General features: G+C 31.0%; 23 protein-coding genes and 1 tRNA gene. 4 read left to right on the top strand and 20 right to left on the bottom strand.

Annotation, left to right across the window (positions count from 1 at the left end):
* The 3 genes from hemH to DEFDS_RS01600 form a co-directional block, all read right to left on the bottom strand.
* Nucleotides 1–951, bottom strand: coding sequence for a ferrochelatase (gene hemH, locus DEFDS_RS01610; RefSeq protein ID WP_013007068.1), 951 nt, complete (start codon nucleotides 949–951; stop codon nucleotides 1–3).
* Nucleotides 951–1,961, bottom strand: a complete 1,011-nt coding sequence (hemE, locus tag DEFDS_RS01605) for a uroporphyrinogen decarboxylase (protein ID WP_013007067.1) — start codon at nucleotides 1,959–1,961, stop codon at nucleotides 951–953. The genes hemH and hemE overlap by 1 nt, the downstream gene beginning before the upstream one ends.
* A 204-nt stretch (nucleotides 1,962–2,165) precedes the next feature.
* A tRNA-Gly gene (locus DEFDS_RS01600) sits at nucleotides 2,166–2,238 on the bottom strand.
* A gap of 110 nt (nucleotides 2,239–2,348) precedes the next feature.
* On the opposite strand from DEFDS_RS01600, the gene DEFDS_RS01595 reads away from it, so the two are divergent.
* A complete protein-coding gene (locus tag DEFDS_RS01595) occupies nucleotides 2,349–4,370 on the top strand; it encodes a PAS domain S-box protein (RefSeq protein ID WP_041223547.1) in 2,022 nt (673 codons plus the stop codon).
* Between the two features lie 156 nt (nucleotides 4,371–4,526).
* Nucleotides 4,527–4,715 carry a 50S ribosomal protein L28 gene (rpmB, locus tag DEFDS_RS01590; protein ID WP_013007065.1) on the top strand — a complete coding sequence of 63 codons (189 nt, stop codon included), beginning with the start codon at nucleotides 4,527–4,529 and terminating at the stop codon, nucleotides 4,713–4,715.
* Between the two features lie 32 nt (nucleotides 4,716–4,747).
* Here the strand turns inward: rpmB and coaE are convergent, their stop codons facing one another.
* From coaE to DEFDS_RS01515, 15 genes are all read right to left on the bottom strand, one after another.
* Nucleotides 4,748–5,395 (bottom strand): dephospho-CoA kinase, encoded by a 648-nt coding sequence (coaE, locus tag DEFDS_RS01585; RefSeq protein WP_013007064.1) that lies wholly within the window; start codon nucleotides 5,393–5,395, stop codon nucleotides 4,748–4,750.
* Nucleotides 5,392–5,643, bottom strand: coding sequence for a YkgJ family cysteine cluster protein (locus tag DEFDS_RS01580; RefSeq protein WP_013007063.1), 252 nt, complete (start codon nucleotides 5,641–5,643; stop codon nucleotides 5,392–5,394). Before DEFDS_RS01580 ends, coaE begins: the two co-directional genes overlap by 4 nt.
* Nucleotides 5,624–6,388: a fumarylacetoacetate hydrolase family protein gene (locus DEFDS_RS01575; RefSeq protein ID WP_013007062.1), complete on the bottom strand. Its 765-nt coding sequence runs from the start codon at nucleotides 6,386–6,388 to the stop codon at nucleotides 5,624–5,626. Before DEFDS_RS01575 ends, DEFDS_RS01580 begins: the two co-directional genes overlap by 20 nt.
* 1,242 nt (nucleotides 6,389–7,630) lie before the next feature.
* Nucleotides 7,631–7,876: an SHOCT domain-containing protein gene (locus DEFDS_RS01570; protein ID WP_013007061.1), complete on the bottom strand. Its 246-nt coding sequence runs from the start codon at nucleotides 7,874–7,876 to the stop codon at nucleotides 7,631–7,633.
* A gap of 44 nt (nucleotides 7,877–7,920) precedes the next feature.
* A complete protein-coding gene (locus DEFDS_RS01565) occupies nucleotides 7,921–8,418 on the bottom strand; it encodes a PepSY domain-containing protein (protein ID WP_013007060.1) in 498 nt (165 codons plus the stop codon).
* A 186-nt stretch (nucleotides 8,419–8,604) separates the two neighbouring features.
* A complete protein-coding gene (locus DEFDS_RS01560; RefSeq protein WP_013007059.1) occupies nucleotides 8,605–8,991 on the bottom strand; it encodes a DUF302 domain-containing protein in 387 nt (128 codons plus the stop codon).
* 15 nt (nucleotides 8,992–9,006) lie between these two features.
* Nucleotides 9,007–9,423: a SoxR reducing system RseC family protein gene (locus tag DEFDS_RS01555; protein WP_013007058.1), complete on the bottom strand. Its 417-nt coding sequence runs from the start codon at nucleotides 9,421–9,423 to the stop codon at nucleotides 9,007–9,009.
* A 23-nt stretch (nucleotides 9,424–9,446) separates the two neighbouring features.
* On the bottom strand, nucleotides 9,447–10,862 hold the full coding sequence (locus DEFDS_RS01550) for a multicopper oxidase family protein (protein WP_197530226.1): 1,416 nt from the start codon (nucleotides 10,860–10,862) through the stop codon (nucleotides 9,447–9,449).
* Between the two features lie 14 nt (nucleotides 10,863–10,876).
* Complete coding sequence (locus DEFDS_RS01545; protein ID WP_013007056.1) at nucleotides 10,877–11,113, bottom strand: SHOCT domain-containing protein; 237 nt, start codon at nucleotides 11,111–11,113, stop codon at nucleotides 10,877–10,879.
* 204 nt (nucleotides 11,114–11,317) lie between these two features.
* Complete coding sequence (locus DEFDS_RS01540; RefSeq protein WP_013007055.1) at nucleotides 11,318–11,590, bottom strand: metal-sensing transcriptional repressor; 273 nt, start codon at nucleotides 11,588–11,590, stop codon at nucleotides 11,318–11,320.
* A 42-nt stretch (nucleotides 11,591–11,632) separates the two neighbouring features.
* The gene (locus DEFDS_RS01535) at nucleotides 11,633–11,863 is read right to left on the bottom strand and encodes a heavy-metal-associated domain-containing protein (protein ID WP_013007054.1); all 231 of its coding nucleotides are present in this window, start codon (nucleotides 11,861–11,863) and stop codon (nucleotides 11,633–11,635) included.
* A gap of 18 nt (nucleotides 11,864–11,881) precedes the next feature.
* Nucleotides 11,882–14,338 (bottom strand): heavy metal translocating P-type ATPase, encoded by a 2,457-nt coding sequence (locus tag DEFDS_RS01530; RefSeq protein WP_041223545.1) that lies wholly within the window; start codon nucleotides 14,336–14,338, stop codon nucleotides 11,882–11,884.
* A gap of 137 nt (nucleotides 14,339–14,475) precedes the next feature.
* On the bottom strand, nucleotides 14,476–16,806 hold the full coding sequence (locus DEFDS_RS01525; RefSeq protein ID WP_013007052.1) for a heavy metal translocating P-type ATPase: 2,331 nt from the start codon (nucleotides 16,804–16,806) through the stop codon (nucleotides 14,476–14,478).
* Between the two features lie 25 nt (nucleotides 16,807–16,831).
* Nucleotides 16,832–17,209, bottom strand: coding sequence for a hypothetical protein (locus DEFDS_RS01520; protein WP_013007051.1), 378 nt, complete (start codon nucleotides 17,207–17,209; stop codon nucleotides 16,832–16,834).
* A 65-nt stretch (nucleotides 17,210–17,274) separates the two neighbouring features.
* The gene (locus DEFDS_RS01515) at nucleotides 17,275–17,673 is read right to left on the bottom strand and encodes a hypothetical protein (RefSeq protein WP_013007050.1); all 399 of its coding nucleotides are present in this window, start codon (nucleotides 17,671–17,673) and stop codon (nucleotides 17,275–17,277) included.
* 223 nt (nucleotides 17,674–17,896) lie between these two features.
* On the opposite strand from DEFDS_RS01515, the gene DEFDS_RS01510 reads away from it, so the two are divergent.
* Together DEFDS_RS01510 and DEFDS_RS01505 are read left to right on the top strand one after the other, a co-directional pair.
* Nucleotides 17,897–18,391 carry a DsrE family protein gene (locus DEFDS_RS01510; protein ID WP_013007049.1) on the top strand — a complete coding sequence of 165 codons (495 nt, stop codon included), beginning with the start codon at nucleotides 17,897–17,899 and terminating at the stop codon, nucleotides 18,389–18,391.
* A gap of 9 nt (nucleotides 18,392–18,400) precedes the next feature.
* On the top strand, nucleotides 18,401–19,243 hold the full coding sequence (locus DEFDS_RS01505) for a formylglycine-generating enzyme family protein (RefSeq protein WP_013007048.1): 843 nt from the start codon (nucleotides 18,401–18,403) through the stop codon (nucleotides 19,241–19,243).
* 38 nt (nucleotides 19,244–19,281) lie between these two features.
* Here DEFDS_RS01505 and DEFDS_RS01500 read toward each other — a convergent pair whose 3' ends face one another.
* The gene (locus DEFDS_RS01500; RefSeq protein WP_013007047.1) at nucleotides 19,282–20,577 is read right to left on the bottom strand and encodes a sensor histidine kinase; all 1,296 of its coding nucleotides are present in this window, start codon (nucleotides 20,575–20,577) and stop codon (nucleotides 19,282–19,284) included.
* On the bottom strand, nucleotides 20,574–21,269 hold the full coding sequence (locus DEFDS_RS01495; protein WP_013007046.1) for a response regulator transcription factor: 696 nt from the start codon (nucleotides 21,267–21,269) through the stop codon (nucleotides 20,574–20,576). Before DEFDS_RS01495 ends, DEFDS_RS01500 begins: the two co-directional genes overlap by 4 nt.
* Nucleotides 21,270–21,274 lie beyond the last annotated feature (5 nt).

Genomic DNA, 21,274 nt, shown 5'->3' with positions numbered 1-21,274 from the left:
CTACCCCCTTAAAATATTCACTACAGCTTTTGCAAAGTCATCAGAATCGTTTAAACTTTCTATTCTTTCTATATTTAAGCCGTTTTCTTTGGCAAATTTAATATATTGTTCATCAAGCTCAATCAATGTCTCTATATGATCAGAAACAAAGGATATAGGAACAACTATTATATTATCAACCCTCTTTTCAACATAGGACTCTATAACCGTTTTCGTTTCAGGCCCCAACCATTTTATCGGACCAGTTCTACTTTGAAACGCAAGCTCATAGTTTTTTACACTGCCAAGCATACTGCATATTAGGTCAATCTGTGCTTTTAATTGTTCCACATAAACATCCCCTTTAGATAATGTATACTCTGGCAAAGAATGAGCAGAGTAAAGCAGATGACAATTTTCTAACTCAACACCTAACCTTTCAGATGCCGATTTTATTCTTTTAACTATACACTTATTATATTCTTCACTCAAATGCCAAAAAGGGATTACCTTATAACTCTTGTTAATCGGTTTTATATTTGTAGCATTAAACAACCTTTTAAAACAAACTCCACTTGTAGTATAAGAATATTGAGGATACATAGTCATAATATAAATATTTTCATAATCCCCATTTTGAAGTTTGCTGGCAGTTTCCTCAATATAAGGTTTATAATAACACATCCCGATTTCAGTTTCTAATTCTCTTTTAGTTATCTCTTTATAATAAACTTTCACCTTTTCTAATAATTTTATCAAATACTTAGTCTGTGGAGAACCACATCCCATTTTAATATATTCTGGAGCAACCTTTTTGCTCCTACTTTTTGCAATTATTTTAGCTAAATACTTTTGCAACCCCCCAATTTTAAAATCGATAATATCCCTATCAGAAAATAGATTAAATAAAAATTCTTCTATACCATCAATATTATCAGGGCCTCCCATATACATTACATAGAGCAAATCCATTATTCTACTTCACCCTTTACAAATTTCACTAAAAATTCCACATTTTCTACAGGCGTTTGTGGTAAAATACCATGCCCGAGATTAAAAATGTGTCCTTTTATATTTTTCCCTTCATTTATTATAGTCTTAGTCATTTCCCTTATTTTATCTTGTGATGCAAATAGTAAAGTTGGATCCATATTCCCTTGCAAAACAAACTCATCATCTGTTAGTTTTGCATAATCTTCTAAATTAACGCTCCAATCGACCCCAAGAGCATCACATTTTAATTTTTTCAATGAATTAAAAAATGTGGCCCCATTTTTTGCAAAGTATATTACTTTTGCATTTTTCAAGTTATTTATTATGTAATCCACATAAGGGAAGACATATTTTTCATAATCATAAGGGGATAACACACCTGCCCATGTATCAAAAATCTGTACAACAGGACAACCATTATCAATTTGAGCTTGCAAATATTTGATAGTACTATCTGATAATTTTTCCATCAAAATTCTATAACCGTCTTCATCATTTCTCATGAATGTTTTTATTACATCAAAGTTTTTAGAACCTTTCCCTTCTACCATATAACAAGCTAGTGTAAATGGAGCACCAGAAAAACCGATTAACGGAACATCCAGCTTACTTACTAACAACTTAACAGTTTCAATAACAAAATTTAAATCTTTATATGGATCTACAAGAGTTAACTTTTCAGCATCAGTTTTGCTTCTTATTGGATTAGCTATTACAGGTGCAGGATTAAAATCCAGCTCAACACCCATAGGCTCAATTGGTATTAAAATATCTGAAAACACTATAGCGGCATCAAGTCCAAATGCCCTAATAGGCTGTAGGGTTACTTCACAAGCAAGCTCTGGTGTTTTACAAAGCTCCAAAAATGTAACTTTACTTCTAACATCTCTATATTCCTTCATATACCTGCCTGCTTGCCTCATCAACCATATTGGCGGTCTTTCGACTTTTTCACCATCTAAAACTTTAAGTAATAAATCGTTTTTCATACAAAATCCCCTTTACTATTTTACCATTCATAAATATTGCACGATAATATTTTTAATACCTATTGTGCAACAACCTTTACTTAATAATCACAAAATTATATGCACTAAAATATTAAAATAGACAATAGTAATTATTAAATTCCTTTAGAAATGGATTGGTTTAGAGGGATAAATTATAAGGAATTATTTTGGAGATAAAAAAAAAGCGGGTGACGGGACTCGAACCCGCGACCTCAACCTTGGCAAGGTCACGCTCTACCAGCTGAGCTACACCCGCTTAACTCAGGCGTTATTTAATATATTTAACTTTCATTTTTGTCAAGAACTTTTGTTATTAAAAAAGTCAAAATGTTTTGATTTATTCTAAATTTAATGATAAAATTAATTATGAGTGTAGAACGTCAAGAGTTTTTTTACATATTCACAGATTTAGCAAATAAAACAACTGTAGCCATACTAATTTACCAAGACAACAAGATTATTTTTGCTAATCCAGCTACAAGCCAAATTACTGGTTACAAAAATGACGAATTAATCGGAATGAATTTTTGGGAGCTTGTAGATGATAATTTTAAAGAAGTAGTCAAAAAAAGAGGTTTAGAAAGACAACGTGGTTTAGATAGCCACCATAAATACAATGTACTTGTCAAAAGGAAGGACGGAAAAAAGCGATGGGTACTGCTAGAGGGAAGAACTACTATTTACAGAGGTCGACCAGCTGGACTTGTAACTGCTATTGATATCCACGAAGAAAAAGTTAGTAAACAACACCTTGAACAACAAGCGATACTACTTTCCATTTTAAACAAGCTTGATAATAAGTTGAAAAATGTACTTACTGAAGAGCAGTTACTAAATATAGTAAAAAAATCTATTGCAAAACATCCTGATATTACATGTTTTACCTTTTTCTTATTTGATGACAACAAGAATATAACAAATTTTACTTCTTACAATTTGAAAAAGTCATTATTTAATAAGTATATTAATAAATCTTACGAAGAGCTCCCTGGATGTTTCCAACAACTAAAAGCTAAAAAAACCCTTGTTGTAAGTAAAGGTAAGTTATATTCATTTTGTAAAGGGTGTATTTTATCAAAAAGAAATAGAGGAGACTTTGTAGTATTAAAGAGATTAGAATATAAGGAGAATTTATTAGGTTTTATATCAATAACATTTCAAAGAGAGCATAAAACATTAGAAAAATTCGAACACATTTTACTCAATGAGATTCTTAATACAATTGCAAAAACAATATTTGAACTAAATCAAAATTTAGCTTTAAATAAATTGGAAGAAAACTTTAAAACATTTCTAGAAAACAATATAGCTGCTATAGCAATAACAACCCCACAAGGTTCATTTATAGATTGCAATCAGGCTTTTTTAAACCTTTTTAACTACTCATCGAAAGAAGAAGTTTTAAAAACACCAGCATCATCCTTTTATAAAGACAACAAACAAAGAAAATACTTTATAAAATTATTAAAAAACAAAAAGGTTGTTAAAAATATTGAAATGACATATCTGGATAAAAATGGGAATGAAGTCTTTGTTTTAGAAAACGCCGTTGGAAAATTTGAGGGTGACGAGCTAAAATATATCTATAGTTTTTTATACGATATAACTTTTCATCGTAAAATAGCTAATCATTTGATAAATACTGAAAAATTAGCAAGTATAAATGCACTTACTGGTAATATTGCACATGAAATAAATAATTTATTAACTCCAATTGCCACATTATCTTCACACTTACTTAGTGATAAAGATGTTAACCCTAAGGTAAAAAATATATTAAAACTAATCAGCGACTCTGCATTTAAAGCTTCAAACATAATTAACAGAGTACTTGAATTCAGTATGGTAGAAAAATCTGCTAAGAAACTAGTATCTCCAGAAAAATTATTAAACGACTTTATTGAAATTTACAAAGATAATATTCCCAAAAATATCTCACTTCAAATTCACTGCGATAGTGATATCCCAGCTATAGAAGCCGATTATAATCAGATATTTCAAGTATTTAGGAATATTTTTACAAATTCCATTGAGGCTTTGCCAAACGGTGGTAATATCAAAATTACTTTAAAAAAGGTTTCTCCAGAAACGTTGCCAACAGAAATACAAGACTTTGAGAGAAACTATATAGAATTTACTTTTAAAGACAATGGACTTGGAATAAAAAAAGAGCATTTAAGTAAAGTATTTGAACCCTTTTATACAACTAAACAAGATAAGGAATCACTTGGACTTGGACTTTATTCTGCATATAGCATTATAAAACAGCATAATGGGCATATAATTATCGACTCAGAAGAAAATAAAGGTACAGAAGTGAAAATCTATTTACCGACCATCTTAGATGCTTTTAATACTACAAACGAAGAACATTTAAAGAAACAATAACCTATGAATTTTTATAATATCCTAAGAATAACCAAGACTTTAAAAAATCCATTGCCAAAAGGTTTCAAAAATAGTACTAATTTTCTTATAAAGTCGTTGCAAATTTTCAAATTTTAATATATATGAGTTGTTCGCTATTTTTATGGAGGTAGAATAATGGCAAGAAGATGTGATATATGTGGCAAAGGACCAATGTTTGGACACACTATTAGTCACGCTCATAATGTTTCAAGAAGAGTTTTTTATCCTAATGTTCACAAAGTTAGAGTTATTGAAAATGGCAAGGTTGTTAGGAAAAAAGTCTGCACTAAATGTTTAAAAGCTGGAAAAGTTCAAAAAGCATAAAGATGGGTATTGGCTTCAATACCCTTTTTTCTCTACCTAAACGTAACCCTTCTCTTCTTTAATTGTTTTTTAGCGTATTGGTATATCTTTAAAACTTCATAAACCCTTTTTACTTCATTTTTTAGGTGACTTAAATCTTTGCTATTATCAATAATAAAATTTGCATATTTTAATTTTTCTTCATAAGGCATTTGAGCTGAAATAATTTTTTGAGCAAGATTTAAATCGATATTATCTCTTTGTAGCAATCTTTTAAGCTGACTATCATAATCTACATATACAACGATAATACCATCAAACCTATCAAACGTCTTTTTTTCCACAATCAAAGCAGCTTGAGTAATTATTATCGCTTTATCATCTTTTGATTTTATTTCAGAGACCAATCTTTTTTCATATTCATGAATTGCAGGATGAACAATATCCTCTAAAATCACCCTTTTTCTATCGTCGTCAAAAACTATTTGCTTTAGTTTCCCTCTATTTATCTCACCATCTTCAAGCAAAATATTATCACCAAAGGCTTCAACAATTTTAAAATAAGCATCTTTACCTTTTTTCATAACTTTCCTGCTAATTTCATCGGCATCAATTGTGTAGCAACCATACTCTTCAAAAAATTTGGCTGCAGTACTTTTTCCCGAGGCAATATTACCTGTTAATCCTAAGTACAAGCTCATTTTACACCATAAATCTTTTTCAAAACTTTTATTTTATCTTCAAAACTAAGTGTAGAAATCAAAACACAAATTTCATCCGGCTGAAAATCTCTACATACTTTCGGCCTATTTTCATAATTAGCGCATTTCCCATCATCTCTTAGATGCTTACATCTTTCAAACTGTGGTTTATTCAAAGTGGATATATCAAAGAAATAACAACACACACCACATTGTAAGCACTCAATCTTAATTTTCTTTTGTGACATAATTTCTAAGTCTTCCTACCCCTTCTACTTCCACTTCCACCACATCACCAGGCTTCAATTCCCCTACACCTTCAGGTGTTCCTGTAGCAATAACATCTCCAGGATAAAGGGTCATAACTTTTGAAATAAATGATATCAATTGGGGTACTTTAAAAATCATATCTTTAGTATTTCCATCCTGTCTAATTTCACCATTAACAAAGCTTTTTACGCTTAAATTGTCAAAACTCTCAAACTCAGTTTCAATAAATGGGCCAAATGGTGCAAATGTGTCAAAAGACTTTGCCCTTGTAAATTTCCCCTCTTTTTTCTGAATATCCCTCGCAGTAATATCATTAAAACAGGTATAACCTAAAACATAATCAAGAGCATCTTCTTCACTTACACTTTTACACCTTTTCTTAATAACAATTGCAAGTTCAGCTTCATAATCTACCCTATTTGATTGCTCTGGATAAATAATTAAACCTTCGTGATTATTAATTGCAGAATTTGGCTTGAGAAAAATTAATGGCTCTGTTGGCACTTCATTACCAAGCTCTTTTGCGTGGTCAGCGTAATTACGACCAATACAAACAATTTTTGAAGGGATTACAGGTGGTAAAAAATGTACCTCATCAATTTCATAAATTTCGTCTGTAACAGTAAAATTATCAAAAAAAGTACCCAAAACTCTTCTTATCTTCCCATCAACTAAAACTCCCTTTTTTTCTACCTCACCAGTTTTAAATCTTAAAAGTTTCATCTTTGCCTCCTGCTCAATTAAAGAACATATACTTTTTTAATAGTTATTATAAAATCCTGCAACTACAAAATTTAAATTAAAAAAATAGAAAATATTACCCGACAATTTTAATTGTTTAAAAGCTAAGAATAACTTTAAAAAACTTTTAGCTTTTGAAATTATGAAAAGCTAAAAAAATTCATTAATTCGAAAGTAAATTTTAAAACAGATTATTTCGCTGTGAAGAAAATTAATTTAGAAGCTTGAGGCATGCCGGAGGGGGGACTCGAATAGCAATAGTTATCCCATTGATAAACCTGACAATAATACCCTGTCCAAAATAACCATTACCCAAAATGTTACCCAATTTTATTTTACCCACTCCTTTCATCTAATTATTTGTTACTATAGTATTATCTAATATAATTTCAACATTAAGTTTAAAAAGACTTTTTTAACCATTAAATAAAACTTTTACGAAAAATAAAAGCTGGTGTATTTTTGCCATCATGAATAAAAAACAAATTCCCTTTAATTAATACAAACAAGTATACAAGATCTTAAAACGCCTTAATATTTATATCCATACAGGTCATTAATTGACAATTATACATAACAAATCAAAACAAGGAACTTTCTTAAGCCTTTTAAAAGTTTTTGAAAGGATTTTTACATCTTTGTATCCTTTTGGGCTATTGGCTTTAATATGCATTTGTAAGAGCCTTTTATTTGAAATTAACCAACCGAATTACAGAATTATATAAAAAAATATTTTATATTTTTCCATGGAAATATGAATATGCAAGGTCTATTCACCAAAAAGAAAACACAAATAAGATTAATTATAACGGATGGCAAACAGAAAAACATAATCAGAATTGTCCGCCTCCCTTACTTACCAAAGAATAATAAGACGAGAAGTTAAAAGATATTAGAATATGTAATGGACTTTATTTTGATTGGTTTGATTGTTGCTTTGGTAATTTACCTGATGACAAGAAAAAAAGTGGGGGTTGCCAATAGATGATTACAATAATCAAAATAGTATAAATGAAACAAACAAACCGAATAATGATTATGTAGATCTTACTATGGAAGATCTGTAATGATTTTAATATTGTGCTAATATAATCAAAAATTAACTATAATTTACTTCATAAGGGGATAATAAGCGAGACTATTCAAAATTCCACGTTAAGGTTCCTTCTTATTTACTCTTTTTTTTTATAACACGTTGACACGGAATTTTGAACACTACCTATTTTAATTTTCCAGATCATTTTTCATTGAAAGATACTCTTCTTTTGTTATTTCACCTCTGGCATACCTTTCTTTTAAAATATTAAGAGCATGATTCTTCCCTGTTTTTGTAATACTATTTTTTGAACCAAAATCCCTTATAAACATAAAAAGAAAATAGATTATCACTATCAAAATAACTAACCAAATAACCATACTAAATATCCCCATAAAACCAAAGCCTCCAAAACCACCATATCCATGCATCATAATCTTCCCCTTTTTAAAAAAAGAGGGGGTATTAACCCCTCTTACTAATCATTGTCCTTATCATAATTATCTGGGAAAGGTCCCATTACATTGCCCCATGGATTTACATGAAATTCAAATTTGTTACCTGCTGCATCAACCACATCCACTTCATACATTGTTCCCATTGGCATTCTAAACTTTTCTACCTCTTTAATCTTATAACCTTTAAAATTTTCTTTTAATACTTTTTCCACTGCTTTTTTAGCATCTTCTTTAGTTATCTGCTTCACTTCACCCTGATAATTTGGGCCATATCCTCTCATCATACCTGAGCCATAACCATTACCCTGATAACTGTATCCAGGCCCCATCATACCATATCCTCTACCAAATCCTGGACCATAACCATTACCCTGATAACCGTATCCAGGCCCCATCATTCCAGAACCCATCATTCCAGGCCCCATCATACCATATCCTCTACCAAATCCTGGACCATGGGCAAATGCCAAAGTTGCTCCAAAGACTACAATTGCTCCTAATATTAAAAGTTTTTTCATCGCTCTACCTCCTATATTTTTCTCTTATAAGCGAAATCACTTATTGTATATGCATATAGTGTGCCATTGTGCCAAATGTTCTTAACTTATTGATAAATAAAGGACTTGACAATGTAATATCAATTTAAGCTGTGTAATAAGGTTACAGTTATGTGTAAAATTTACACAATACAATAATTTTATCATTTACAACCTTGAAATAACATTGGAAAGTCTGGAAAAAATCTCATTTGCAATTTCTTCTAAGTCTGTATTCTCTACTATGCTCATCTGTTTTACTGGATTTATAGTTGAAACCTCTGTTTCATTATCTGAAATCTTTCTGATTACCACATTACAGGGGATAACTGTACCGATATTTGGCTCCGTCTGTAATGCTTTGTATCCAAAATGAGGATTGCATGCTCCCAATATAAAATATTTTTCAATGTCAACATCAATCTTTTCTTTCAGCAAACTTTTCATATCAAGTTCATAAAGCACTCCAAAACCTACAACCTTTAACAGTTCTTTTGTCTTTAGTACAGTTTCATCAAAACTATAACTAACTTTTTTACTTAAATAATAATTCATGTTCATTACCTCCTGTTAGATAATTTTATTAATCTTATAATTAACTTCTTTGTTGCGGATATAATATCTCAAACCAACAAAATAGATAGCTAAAAAAAGTAACGATAATAAAGGAGCAATATATCCATTTCCAAAATTTTTATCAATATATGACCCTATAATTGCACCAAACATGAGTGCAACAACAGGTAAAATATATGCTAAAAACCCGTTTTTATATATTTCTCTTTTCATCATATAAAGCTCAACAACATCGCCAACTTTAACAGCTTTATCAGTAACAAGTTCCACTTGAAAACTTTTACCAGAAGCTACAGCACATGTGTCCCTTGATTCACAATGACTACATCCCGCAAATTGAACAACACTAACAACAACTTTATTTCCATTAACTTCAATCACTTTTCCACAAACTTTCTTTATTTTACTCATAATAATCCCTTTTTTTCATATTCCTAACTTACTAAAAATTGACCCATCATACCGTTATCCTCATGTTCAAGTATATGGCAATGATACATAAAAACACCCTTTTTCCTGAAGTTCATTATCAAATCCACAGTATCACCATTTCTTAAAGCGATTGTATCTTTCCAACCCTGTTCATGCCCTGTAGGCTTCCTTCCATTTCTTTTTAAAACTTGAAAAAGTACACCATGAGCATGAAAGTTGTGAATTATTGAATTTCTACCTCCACCCATCATCCCATGCATTCCCATTCTAACAGAAACTCTCCAAATCTCAGTTGTACCAATCTTAGTGTTTTCATCAATTCTATTCATTTGAAATTGTTTACCATTAATAGTCACCATATGTCCCAGACCGCTTAATACAAACTCTCTTACTCTTACAACATCCTTCTCAGATATCTTATCTATATCAATCAACCTGGTAGGAATTTCATACCTTTTCCCTTTTTTCCCCACCTTTAAAGTTAGAAAGTTGTATCCTCTATCACCAAATAAGATTTCACTACCTTCATCAAATTCAGAAAAATCAGCTACTATTTCCACTCTTTCCCCTGGTGATAGTAAAACATCATTCACTTTTATAGGTTTTTCTAATAAACCGCCATCTGAAGCAATTATTACAAATGGTAACTTGTTATTGAACTTTAAGTTATAGCTTCTTGCATTAGAAGCATTTAAAATTCTAAATCTAACTTTACCTCTTGGAATTGTCTTTTTAGGTTCAATCACACCATTTACCAAAACTTTATTACCCAACATTCCATACATAATATCATTCATGTTGGTCAAATAAAGAAGATCACCTTTTTGTGAAAATCTTTTATCTTGAATCACCAAAGGAATATCATCTACACCATATTCATTTGGTAAATTCAACCTATTTTCATCCTCTACTATAAACAATCCACCAAGGCCACCATAAACCTGAGAAGCAGTAGTCCCAATTCCATGGGGATGATACCACAGTGTTGCTGCTTGTTGCTCTACTTTGAATCTTGCAGTCCATTCACTACCATTTGGAGAAACAACTTGATGTGGTCCCCCATCCATTTCGCCAGGAACTACCATACCATGCCAATGAACTGTAGTTTCTTCCTTAAGAAAATTTTTTACTTTTATTTCCACAATGTCACCTTTTTTAGCTTTTAGAGTTGGGCCCAGTATATTTCCATTGTAGCCTAAAGATGGTACTTTTACTCCTGTAAAATATTCATACATACCTTGTTGAACATTTAAGGTATATTTCACATAACCTTTTTCATTCGATTCATTTTCTAATAAAGGTGGAGTTGGTAAAGTATCCCATTCAGATTTTTCATTTGCGAACCCTTTTGGTATACCTAATCCACCTACTAGTAAAGCTCCTGCCAATCCCATATTAAATCTTCTTCTTGTAATCATTCCTTTTCCTCCTTTCAACTTTCTAAATCTTTTTTCATTTTTAAATATACATCTCTATCAATTTCCCCTTTAGCATATCTTTCTTTTAGAATTTCTAATAATCTTTTAGATTCAACAGCTTTATCATGCTGTTTAATCCCACCAAAACTTCTAACTATAATTATTAGAAATAAAACAAACCCAACAATTATCAAAATCCAAACCAATATCTTAAACATCCACATAAAACCGAACCATCTATATCCATACATCTTAACAACCTCCTACACTCATTTATTACTTTATAAACAAAAACAATGCCAATTATTAAAGTGTTATAATATACTGTTAATATTAAATTAACTAAACCTTACAATCCAAAAGTGTGTAAAAAAGTTACACAAACTATGTAAACATTTCACACTAAACGTATAGGAATTTATGTTAAAGAAATCACTTTTATAATCTATTGAAAACTAAAGTACTTTATTTAAGTATTCTATAATCTCAGCTAATTCTTTAAGTTTTCTTTCAATATCTTCACCATCTCGTGAAGATATTGCCTTTTTAACACAGCTTTGTAAATGAGAGTTCAATATATTTACATTTGCCTTTTTCAAAAGGGCAATACAAGCAAGTATCTGTTTTGAAATATCTATACAATATTTCCCGCCCTCAACCATTTTAATAACAGCATCTGTCTGCCCTCTTGCAGTTTTCAAATATTGTAAAGCTTCTTTTCTGTCCATAACACACACCTGTAATTAAACCGAAGGGCAAGACCCTTCAGTTTAATTACAACAACCTTTCTCGTCATTTTCTGCTATTATTTCTTTAACAGTATAACCAGCTTCTTCCACTGCCTCAATCAATGCATTATCATCAATATCGCTACATTCAACCACAGCCTTTCCTATTTCCACTTCAACATTATCTGTGCAACTTAATGATTCAAGCTCTTTTTTAACACTCATAACACAATGATCACAGCTCATACCTTCGATAATTATTGTTTTTTTCATAACAACTTACCTCCTTTTTTAGTGTTCTATTTTAAACTTTTTCAATCTTAACGCATTTGTAACTACAGAAACTGAGCTAAAAGCCATTGCTGCTGCAGCAATCATAGGACTAAGAAGTGGACCACCAAATATATGTAACACTCCTGCAGCAATTGGAATCCCCAAAGTATTATACGCAAACGCCCAAAATAGATTCTGCTTTATATTTCTAATTGTTGCTTTACTCAACTGAATTGCAGTAACAACATCCAACAAGTCACTTTTCATCAATACAATATCTGCAGATTCCATAGCCACATCAGTTCCTGATCCAATGGCTATACCAATATCAGCCTGTGCAAGTGCCGGAGCATCATTTATACCATCACCTACCATTGCAACAACATGTCCTCTTTCTTGAAGTTTTTTAACTTCGTTTGCCTTATCCTGTGGTAAAACCTCTGCTAGTACTATATCTATTCCTACCTCTTTAGCTATTGCTTCAGCTGTTCTTTTATTATCACCTGTAATCATTGCAACCTTTATCCCCATCTCGTGAAGTTTTTCAACAGCCTTAACACTTGATGGCTTCACAGTATCTGCCACCGCAATAATACCTTTTAATTTACCATCAACAGCAACAAACATAGGAGTTTTTCCTTCTTTTGCGAGTTTTTCAAACAGGTTCATCTGAGATGTAATATCAACACCTTTCTCTCTCATAAGCTCTATGTTACCAAGATAAATCTGCTTATTATCTATATGCACCTCAATACCAAAACCAGGAATAGCTAAGAACTTATCAACCTTTTTAAATTCCAAACCTCTTTCCTCAGCTGCTCTAACTATAGCATCACCAAGCGGATGTTCAGAACCCTTTTCAGCCGAAGCAGCTAAACTAAGAAGATCGTTCTTTGTAAAATTGTCAAAAACCACCACATCAGTCACTTTTGGTTTACCTTCTGTTATTGTTCCAGTTTTATCAAAAACAACTGTATCAATTTTATGAGCTGTCTCCAATGCTTCTCCACTCTTTATCAGAATACCATTTTCTGCTCCTTTTCCTGTACCCACCATTATCGCTGTAGGTGTAGCAAGCCCAAGAGCACAAGGACATGCAATCACTAAAACGGATATAAAAATTGTCAATGCAAAAATACCGCCCGCACCTGCGAAATACCAAGCTACCGCTGATAAAATTGCTATCGCAATCACAACAGGAACAAAGTATCCTGAAATTATATCAGCCAATTTTGCAATAGGTGCTTTTGAACCTTGCGCTTCTTCCACTAATTTAATAATCTGAGCTAGAGCAGTATCTTTTCCAACTTTTGTAGCTTTAAACTTAATGTTGCCATTTTTATTAATCGACCCACCGATTACCTTGTCTCCAACCCTTTTTTCTACAGGAATACTTTCACCTGTTAACATCGATTCATCAACAGATGTATATCCATCTATGATAACTCCATCTACAGGTATTTTCTCACCAGGTTTAACAATGACGATATCTCCAACTTCTACTTCATCTACAGGAATTTCCATCTCTTTTCCATCTTTTAAAATTAAAGCCGTTTTAGGTTGTAGCCCCATAAGTTTTTTTATAGCTTCTGATGTTTTACCTTTACTTACACTTTCAAGATATTTTCCAAGTAATATTAAAGTGATTATTACACCAGCAGTTTCAAAATAAAGATCATTTACATATTTTGTATTACCAAAAAAAATTGCAATGACACCATATAAACCATAAACGATAGCTGAAGATGTACCAATCGCAATCAACGAATCCATATTTGGGCTAAGTTTAAAAAGATTTTTGAAACCAATCGTATAGAATTTATACCCTGCTATAATAATAGGAATTACAAGTAAAGCCTGAGCTAAAGCAAAATTAAATGGATGTTTTTGAGGATTTATGAAATCAGGGAGATTCAATCCGATTAAATGACCCATTGAAATATAAAGTAGCGGGATAGAAAAAATTGCTGAAATAATAACTTTTAACTTTAAAGTCTTTATTTCTTTATCTCTTCTTTTTTTCTCATAATCAACACTATCACCTTTTTCTATATCAAGAGGTTTATACCCTGCATCTGTAATTGCTTTTTTAATTTCAGATAATCTTACTTTGGAAGGATCATATGTAACAACAGCTTTTTCTGAAGCAAAATTTACATTTGCAGATTTTATACCATCAAGTTTCCCTATATTCTTAGAAATAGCGTTTGCACAAGAAGAACATGTCATCCCTTTAATGGGAATAGAAACAGTTTTCAAATCACTCCCTTCTTCAATATCATAGCCAGCATCTTTTACTGCATTTTTAATTTTTTCATCATCCACTTTTTCTGGATTAAAGGACACAAGCATCTTTTCTGTGGCAAGATTTACACTGACTTTTTCTATCCCATCAATTTTAGACACTTTCTTTTCTATCCGATTAACACATGATGCACATGTCATCCCTTTTACTGTAAATATTTTCTCTCTCATCACAACCTTCCTTTCTTACTTTTAATCCAGCCACCCATATAGGGGGGGATTTATATATAATATGCTTTTCAAAAATTATGTCAATTGAAAATATCAGATTTTATTTACTAAAAACATTTTAATTTGAATTTATTAATTTAATTAGATGATCCCTTAAATTTTAGTGTTCTCGTAGCATTAAGAACAGCCAATAACGCAACACCAACATCTGCAAATACAGCTTCCCACATTGTAGCCATACCAAATGAACCAAGAAAGACAAATATGAATTTAACACCTAGAGCAAACATAATATTTTGAACAACAATTTTTTTCGTAAATCTTGAGATTTCTATTGCAGTGACAATTTTAGATGGTTTATCATCCATAATTACCACATCTGCAGCTTCAATTGCAGCATCAGAACCTAAGCCACCCATAGCAATTCCCACATCAGCCCGAGTAATCACAGGGGCATCATTTATACCATCACCTACAAAAGCAAGTTTTTCTTTTTCATTTAAACCTTTCAACAATTCTTCCACTTTATAAACTTTATCTTCGGGTAATAAATTAGCATAAACATCATCTATCCCTAATTTTGCTGCAACATTCTCAGCTACACTTTTATCATCACCAGTTAGCATTACAGTGCGTTTAACCCCAATTTTTTTAAGTTTAGTTATTGTATCTTTAGCATCATCTTTTATTTCATCAGAAATAATAAGATAACCAACAAATATACCATCTACAGCAACATACACAACAGTTCCTTCCAGATTACAATAATCCTGATGTTCTATATTCTCTTTATGAAAGAATCTATCATTACCCACAATTATTTCCTTACCTTTATATATTACCTTAATACCGTGTCCTGCAATCTCTTCATACTTTTCAATATCATCTAAATTTAAATCACCTTTGTAAGCTTCTAATATCGAAACAGCTATTGGATGATTTGAGTTTGCTTCTGCTATTGCAGCATATTTCAACACATCTTCTTCAGAAAATCCATTTATACTTTTTATTTCTGCAACTTTAAATACACCCTTTGTTAAAGTGCCAGTCTTGTCGAAAACAACAGTATGTAATTTTGCTAAAACTTCCAGAAAATTTGCCCCTTTTACCAATATACCCTTCTTTGAAGATCCTCCTATACCACCAAAGTACCCTAAAGGGATAGAAACTACTAGAGCACATGGGCATGAAATTACTAACAAAATTAATGCTCTATAAATCCAATCATTAAAAGCCGCTCCTGGGATAATTAAAGGTGGCACAATAGCTAGCAAGGCTGCACCAATAACCACCACAGGTGTATAATATCTTGAAAATTTTGTAATAAACTTTTCAGTCGGCGCTTTTCTACTACCTGCATTTTCAACCAAATCCAATATTTTTGCCAGAGATGAATCTTCAAATTTTTTAGTAACTTTTACAGTTAATAATCCATTTGTATTTACCATTCCTGCTAATACATCATCCCCTTTTTTAACTTTCTTAGGTACTGACTCACCAGTAAGCGCTGATGTGTCCACAAAAGATACTCCATCTATTACAACACCATCAAGCGGAACCCTCTCTCCAGGTTTTATAACTATAATATCACCAACATTCACCATCTCTGGAGATACTTTTTTAGTAGTTCCATTTAGCCTTAAATTAGCGTATTCCGCTTTAATATCTAAAAGTGCTTTGATCGATTTTCTGGAATTATTTACAGCAAGTTCTTGGAAATATTCACCTACATAATAAAAAAGCATTACTCCTACAGCTTCAGGAAGTTGATGAATTATAATAGCCCCTGTAGTTGCAATAGTCATTAAAAAGTTTTCATCAAAAAAATTACCTCTTAAGATATTCCTAATAGCTGTAGTTAAAACCTTCCAGCCAACCAATAAATAAATACTCAGAAAAAGTATATATTCGGCTACAGAATATGGTGTATTATGTAGTTTCTGTTTAAATATTATCCCAATAATCAGTAAAAAAAAGCTTACAACCATAACCAGTGTTGCTAACTTATTATTTTCTTCTATCGGTTCGTCATCAACATCACTATCTATTTTTTGCAATGTAACACCTGGTTCAACTTCTTTAATAATTTCTTCCACCTTATCTAAAAATCTTGGATCGAAAGCTATTGTACCAGCAGCAAAATTCAGTGTTACATTTTCTAAACCCTTTATTTTTCTTATACGCTCTTCAATTCTTTTTGCACAATCAGCACAACTTAAACCAACAAGATAATACTTCTGGATTTTTTTATTGGGTATTAGATGAATATTTGGCTCTACCTTTTTCAATATTTCTTTTGCTTTTTCAATATCCGAATTTTTAAGCTTAACACTCTTCGATGTAAAGTTTATCATTGCATAATCAAGTCCATTTTTGTGAAAAGCCTGCTCAATTTTAGCAGCACAACTAGGACAATCAAGACCATCCAAAGTACATAACATTTCATCTTTTTTATTATTTTTTACCATATAAATCCTTCCTTAATTTTAATAATTATTTTTTAACTTCAAAAGGCCCCATAACATAACCCCAAGGATTTATCCTAAAAATATACTTATTACCAGAATTATCCATAGTATATATAACATACATTATTCCCATTGGAACTTTTGTAGATTCTATACTAATAATTTCCCAATTTGGATAATTACTTTTTATATATTTTTTAATAATATTTAACATTTTTTTTTTTGATTTATTTGGCATGTAATAATTCATACAATCATTATTCCAAAAACCTATTTTAATAATGGAGTGTGCATTGGATTTGTCATCAAAATTAGAATATTGTGTGTTACCGAAAGCATAACCTAAAATAGAAAACACATATAAATTTATGATTACAAAAAAACCTAATAATGGTATTTTCACAAAATCCTCCACATAAAATAATGAGCTGGGGAGAGAGGAGGTCGAAACTCCCCAGCATAAACTAACTAATTAATTAGCTGAAAAGGGCCCATTACATAGCCCCAAGGATTAACCCTAAACATGAATTTGTTACCAGATTTATCAGATGCTACAACATTATACATTGTCCCCATAGGCATTCTAAAGGATTCAACATTTTCAACCTTCCACCCAGGATAGTTACTCGCAAGAAGATCCTTTACATTTTTTACTGCAACTTCTTTACTTATCTGTACACCTGCCCCTGCTTGCCCATAATGCATATCCATGCAATAATCCATCCATGGGCCCTGCATCATTGAACTATATCCTTGTGCATAGCCGTTATAACCGTATCCACCCCAAGGGCCCATCCACGCATAACCATAGCTTAAAATAAATATCAAACCTACAACCCCTAATAAAGTTAAAAATACCTTTTTCATACCTAACCTCCTACTGTGTTTTTCAGCTTCTGCTGTTGCATGTAAATTAATTCCTTTTTTTGAAAAAAATATGAAATAAATGTGAAAAATTATGAATTTTAAACTTTTATCTAGCTTAACTAATCTTCATAATTTTTCATAATATTTTCACATTTTAATTATATTTATTTGTATATTCTAATACTATGATACAACATAACAAAAAATTACTATGGAGGGAATCATGAAAAAAACTTTAGTTGTATTTTTAGTTATTTTAGCTTTACCAATAATGAGTTTTGCGGGCAAACTAACAAATGAAGAGGTTCTAAAAGGGGTTAAAAAAGCTAATGTGATTTTTGATGTAAATGTAAACAAACCCGAACTATTATTATTTAGGCTTAAATTAATAGAACAAACGGTGAAAGATTTGGAAAAGTATAACAAACGAGGAGATATAGTGGTCGCTATTAGAGGAAAAGGATCATTATATGTAACTAAAGGGAATAAATATGTAGATGAAATAGAATTACCAGTAAAAAAATTAATTCAGAAACAAATTAAAATACTGGCTGCAAAAAATATTAAATTAGTTCAATGTGGAATTGCCACTAAGGTGTTAGGAATAAAAAACGACGATATATTATCTGAAATAGATGTAGTAGATAACAGTTTTATAACTTTGATAGGTTATCAAATGAAAGGTTATGCATTTGTGGATACAATGTTTGGAAGGTAGAGGTATAAGATGAAGAAATTTATTTTAATTACATTATTTTTTATATTTAGTTTAATCTTTAGTAACTTTGGGTATACTGCTGATTATTATATAGAACCGACTACAGGTATAAAATTTGTAAGAATACCTGGTGGCTGTTTTTGGATGGGAGATAATAATGGTAATATTGATGAAAAACCTCTTCATAAAGTCTGTGTAGATGAATTTTATATGAGTATCTATGAGATAACTAATGAGCAGTATAGAAAGTTTGAACCCAAACATAATAGTGGAAAATATAAAGGTTACTCCTTGAATGGCGATAAACAACCTGTTGTCAATATAAGCTGGGAAGATGCCAAGAATTTCACAAAGTGGCTTTCCAAAAGAAATGACATTATTTTTAGATTGCCCACTGAAGCTGAATGGGAATATACAGCAAGAGCTGGTTCTAGAAAAGATTTTTACTGGGGTGATAATGTATCTGTAATTTGTGAATATGCTAATGTTCATGATACAACATCTAAAAAAACTTTTAAAAACTTTACATGGGATAACTTTCAATGTAATGACGGTTTTGCTGTAACAGCACCTGTTGGTAGTTTCAAACCAAACAAATTTGGTTTATATGATATGTTAGGTAACGTCTGGGAATGGACAGAAGATGTTTACGCTCACGATTATTATTTAAAATCTCCTTTAAGAAATCCAAAAGGTCCAAAACCAGAATTGAATAAAGAGAATAAAAGGGTTATTAGAGGCGGTGGATGGCCATGTAAACCATCACTGGTTAGATTGGCTTCTAGAAATTGGGACTATCAAGATAGTATTTCGGTCAGAATTGGTTTTCGAATAGTAATGATCAAAAATTAAATTATACTAAGTGCTGTGTGAATAATCCACACAGCACTCTATTCTTTTGGTAAATATAATATAAAGCTAGTACCGATTCCTGATTTACTAATCACCTCTATCTTGCCACCATGGGCATCAATAATTTCTTTCACTATTGCAAGTCCAACCCCAAGACTGCCTCGTTTCGAGAAAAATCTTTCAAAAATATAAGGTAAATCTTCATCACTGATTCCACAACCATTATCTTTTATAATAATTTTGCTCATGTTATTCTCATCATATGCAAATATTTCAATTTTGCCGTTTTCTTTATCTACTGCTTTTAAAGCATTTTCTATCAAGTTTATTAGAACCTGCCTTATCTTATTTCTATCTGCATAAATCTTATAGTTCTTATCAATATTTATATTTAGCATTATGCCATCAAATTGAGATTGATACATAGTATATATTGTTTTCACCTCATCATATAAAACAAAATATTCCTTTTCCAAAGTTACAGATGAAGATTCAGCTCTTGCAAGATTTTCCACACCTTCGACAATATGTTGTAACCTTATAATCTCTTCTAATATTGAATTAATCTTTTTCTCATCAGGGATAAAAATCCCATCAATGATCCCTTCGAGTTCTCCTCTAATAATCGTTAAAGGTGTCCGTAATTCGTGAATAGTATTAGTAAAAACTTTTTTCCTCAAATGTTCATAATTTTTAATAGCCTCAACCATTTCTTTGAATTTCTTACTCAGCAATTCGATTTCATCTTTACTTTCATAAACTTTAAACTCAGGATAAATCCCCCTTTTTAACTTTTCTGCATGCTTTGCAAGTGTCACTATAGGTTTTGTTATTTTTCTTGAAAAGATCAAACTTAAACTAAAAATTAACAAACCAAGAACAACAATAACTATAATAAAAAATCTCAAAACTCTTCTTTTAAATATCTCAGAATTTATATTATTTAATACCTTTAAATAAACATATCCTATATTTTCATTATTAACAATTAAAGGGTATTTATTAAAATGCTTTATATAAAAAGAAAAATCTTTTTCCCCTTCCAATGTAGTAATTACAGTTTTTCCATTTTTATCAATTATAATAATTTCAAAACCCAGCAATGATATCCAAGTTATATCCTCTTTTAAAACATCTAAATTCCAACCTTTATATTTACGATAACCATTTTGTATATCCGATATAATCCAATTTATCCTATTTAATTGTTCATTTTTTTTGTATTTATCGAAATCTTTTTGGACAAAATAGACAATTAGAAAACTTGAAGACATAGAAATGACAGCAACAACTACAAGTAATATAAAGATCTTTGTAGATAAATTTAATCTCATTTATCTCTAACACCAACGAATTTATAACCGACACCATAAACAGTTACAATATATTTCGCATCTTCAGAAAGTTTAGACATTTTAGCTCTAATATTTTTTATATGTGCATCTACATTTCTATCATAACCATCAAATTGATAACCAAGTGCCTGTTCTATAATATCATATCTACTAAAAACTTTTTCAGGCTTTTCTGCAAGAACTAATAATATTTTGAACTCTGTAGGTGTAAGGTTTAAATTCTTTCCATTTAACAATGCTTCATATTTTGAACTATCCAATATTAGTTCGCCATTATTAAAAGATAGTTTTTCACTACTACTCTTTCTTACCCTTTTTAAAATAGCTTTAACTCGGTAAATCAATTCTCTAGGGCTAAACGGCTTAGTAACATAATCATCCGCACCAAGTGCAAAACCAGCCAATTTTTCTTCTTCAGAACTTTTAGCAGTTAACATTATAATTGGTATATCAACCATCTCTTTTATATCCTGACAAAGCTCCTCTCCACTTATATCAGGTAACATTAAATCTAAAATTATAAGATCAGGATTTAATTCTATTACAGCATCAAGTGCTTCCTTTCCATTTATGAAATGAAATACTTCAACCCCCTCATGTTTTAAGTACGAAGATACAATATTGGCTATCTTTTTGTCATCTTCAATGATAAATATTTTTTGCTTTAACATGTTTA

Source organism: Deferribacter desulfuricans SSM1, assembly GCF_000010985.1.
Lineage (GTDB): Bacteria > Chrysiogenota > Deferribacteres > Deferribacterales > Deferribacteraceae > Deferribacter > Deferribacter desulfuricans.
Note: the sequence above shows the minus strand (reverse complement) of the source record. Positions and strands in the feature narration are given on the sequence as shown.

Bases quoted from the DNA above. Each gene is read 5' to 3' on its own strand.
- DEFDS_RS01560 (WP_013007059.1), bottom strand. From the start codon at position 8,991: ATGAATTATTATTTAAGTAAAAAAGTTAGTTATAGTTTTGATGAAACT.
- DEFDS_RS01535 (WP_013007054.1), bottom strand. From the start codon at position 11,863: ATGAAAAAAACAATAATTATCGAAGGTATGAGCTGTGATCATTGTGTT.
- DEFDS_RS01505 (WP_013007048.1), top strand. From the start codon at position 18,401: ATGAAGAAATTTATTTTAATTACATTATTTTTTATATTTAGTTTAATC.
- DEFDS_RS01530 (WP_041223545.1), bottom strand. From the start codon at position 14,338: ATGAGAGAGAAAATATTTACAGTAAAAGGGATGACATGTGCATCATGT.
- DEFDS_RS01565 (WP_013007060.1), bottom strand. From the start codon at position 8,418: ATGAAAAAACTTTTAATATTAGGAGCAATTGTAGTCTTTGGAGCAACT.
- coaE (WP_013007064.1), bottom strand. From the start codon at position 5,395: ATGAGCTTGTACTTAGGATTAACAGGTAATATTGCCTCGGGAAAAAGT.
- hemH (WP_013007068.1), bottom strand. From the start codon at position 951: ATGGATTTGCTCTATGTAATGTATATGGGAGGCCCTGATAATATTGAT.
- DEFDS_RS01555 (WP_013007058.1), bottom strand. From the start codon at position 9,423: ATGAGTAAAATAAAGAAAGTTTGTGGAAAAGTGATTGAAGTTAATGGA.
- hemE (WP_013007067.1), bottom strand. From the start codon at position 1,961: ATGAAAAACGATTTATTACTTAAAGTTTTAGATGGTGAAAAAGTCGAA.
- DEFDS_RS01540 (WP_013007055.1), bottom strand. From the start codon at position 11,590: ATGGACAGAAAAGAAGCTTTACAATATTTGAAAACTGCAAGAGGGCAG.
- rpmB (WP_013007065.1), top strand. From the start codon at position 4,527: ATGGCAAGAAGATGTGATATATGTGGCAAAGGACCAATGTTTGGACAC.
- DEFDS_RS01495 (WP_013007046.1), bottom strand. From the start codon at position 21,269: ATGTTAAAGCAAAAAATATTTATCATTGAAGATGACAAAAAGATAGCC.
- DEFDS_RS01515 (WP_013007050.1), bottom strand. From the start codon at position 17,673: ATGAAAAAGGTATTTTTAACTTTATTAGGGGTTGTAGGTTTGATATTT.
- DEFDS_RS01545 (WP_013007056.1), bottom strand. From the start codon at position 11,113: ATGTATGGATATAGATGGTTCGGTTTTATGTGGATGTTTAAGATATTG.
- DEFDS_RS01525 (WP_013007052.1), bottom strand. From the start codon at position 16,806: ATGGTAAAAAATAATAAAAAAGATGAAATGTTATGTACTTTGGATGGT.
- DEFDS_RS01570 (WP_013007061.1), bottom strand. From the start codon at position 7,876: ATGATGCATGGATATGGTGGTTTTGGAGGCTTTGGTTTTATGGGGATA.
- DEFDS_RS01580 (WP_013007063.1), bottom strand. From the start codon at position 5,643: ATGTCACAAAAGAAAATTAAGATTGAGTGCTTACAATGTGGTGTGTGT.
- DEFDS_RS01500 (WP_013007047.1), bottom strand. From the start codon at position 20,577: ATGAGATTAAATTTATCTACAAAGATCTTTATATTACTTGTAGTTGTT.
- DEFDS_RS01595 (WP_041223547.1), top strand. From the start codon at position 2,349: ATGAGTGTAGAACGTCAAGAGTTTTTTTACATATTCACAGATTTAGCA.
- DEFDS_RS01510 (WP_013007049.1), top strand. From the start codon at position 17,897: ATGAAAAAAACTTTAGTTGTATTTTTAGTTATTTTAGCTTTACCAATA.
- DEFDS_RS01575 (WP_013007062.1), bottom strand. From the start codon at position 6,388: ATGAAACTTTTAAGATTTAAAACTGGTGAGGTAGAAAAAAAGGGAGTT.
- DEFDS_RS01550 (WP_197530226.1), bottom strand. From the start codon at position 10,862: ATGATTACAAGAAGAAGATTTAATATGGGATTGGCAGGAGCTTTACTA.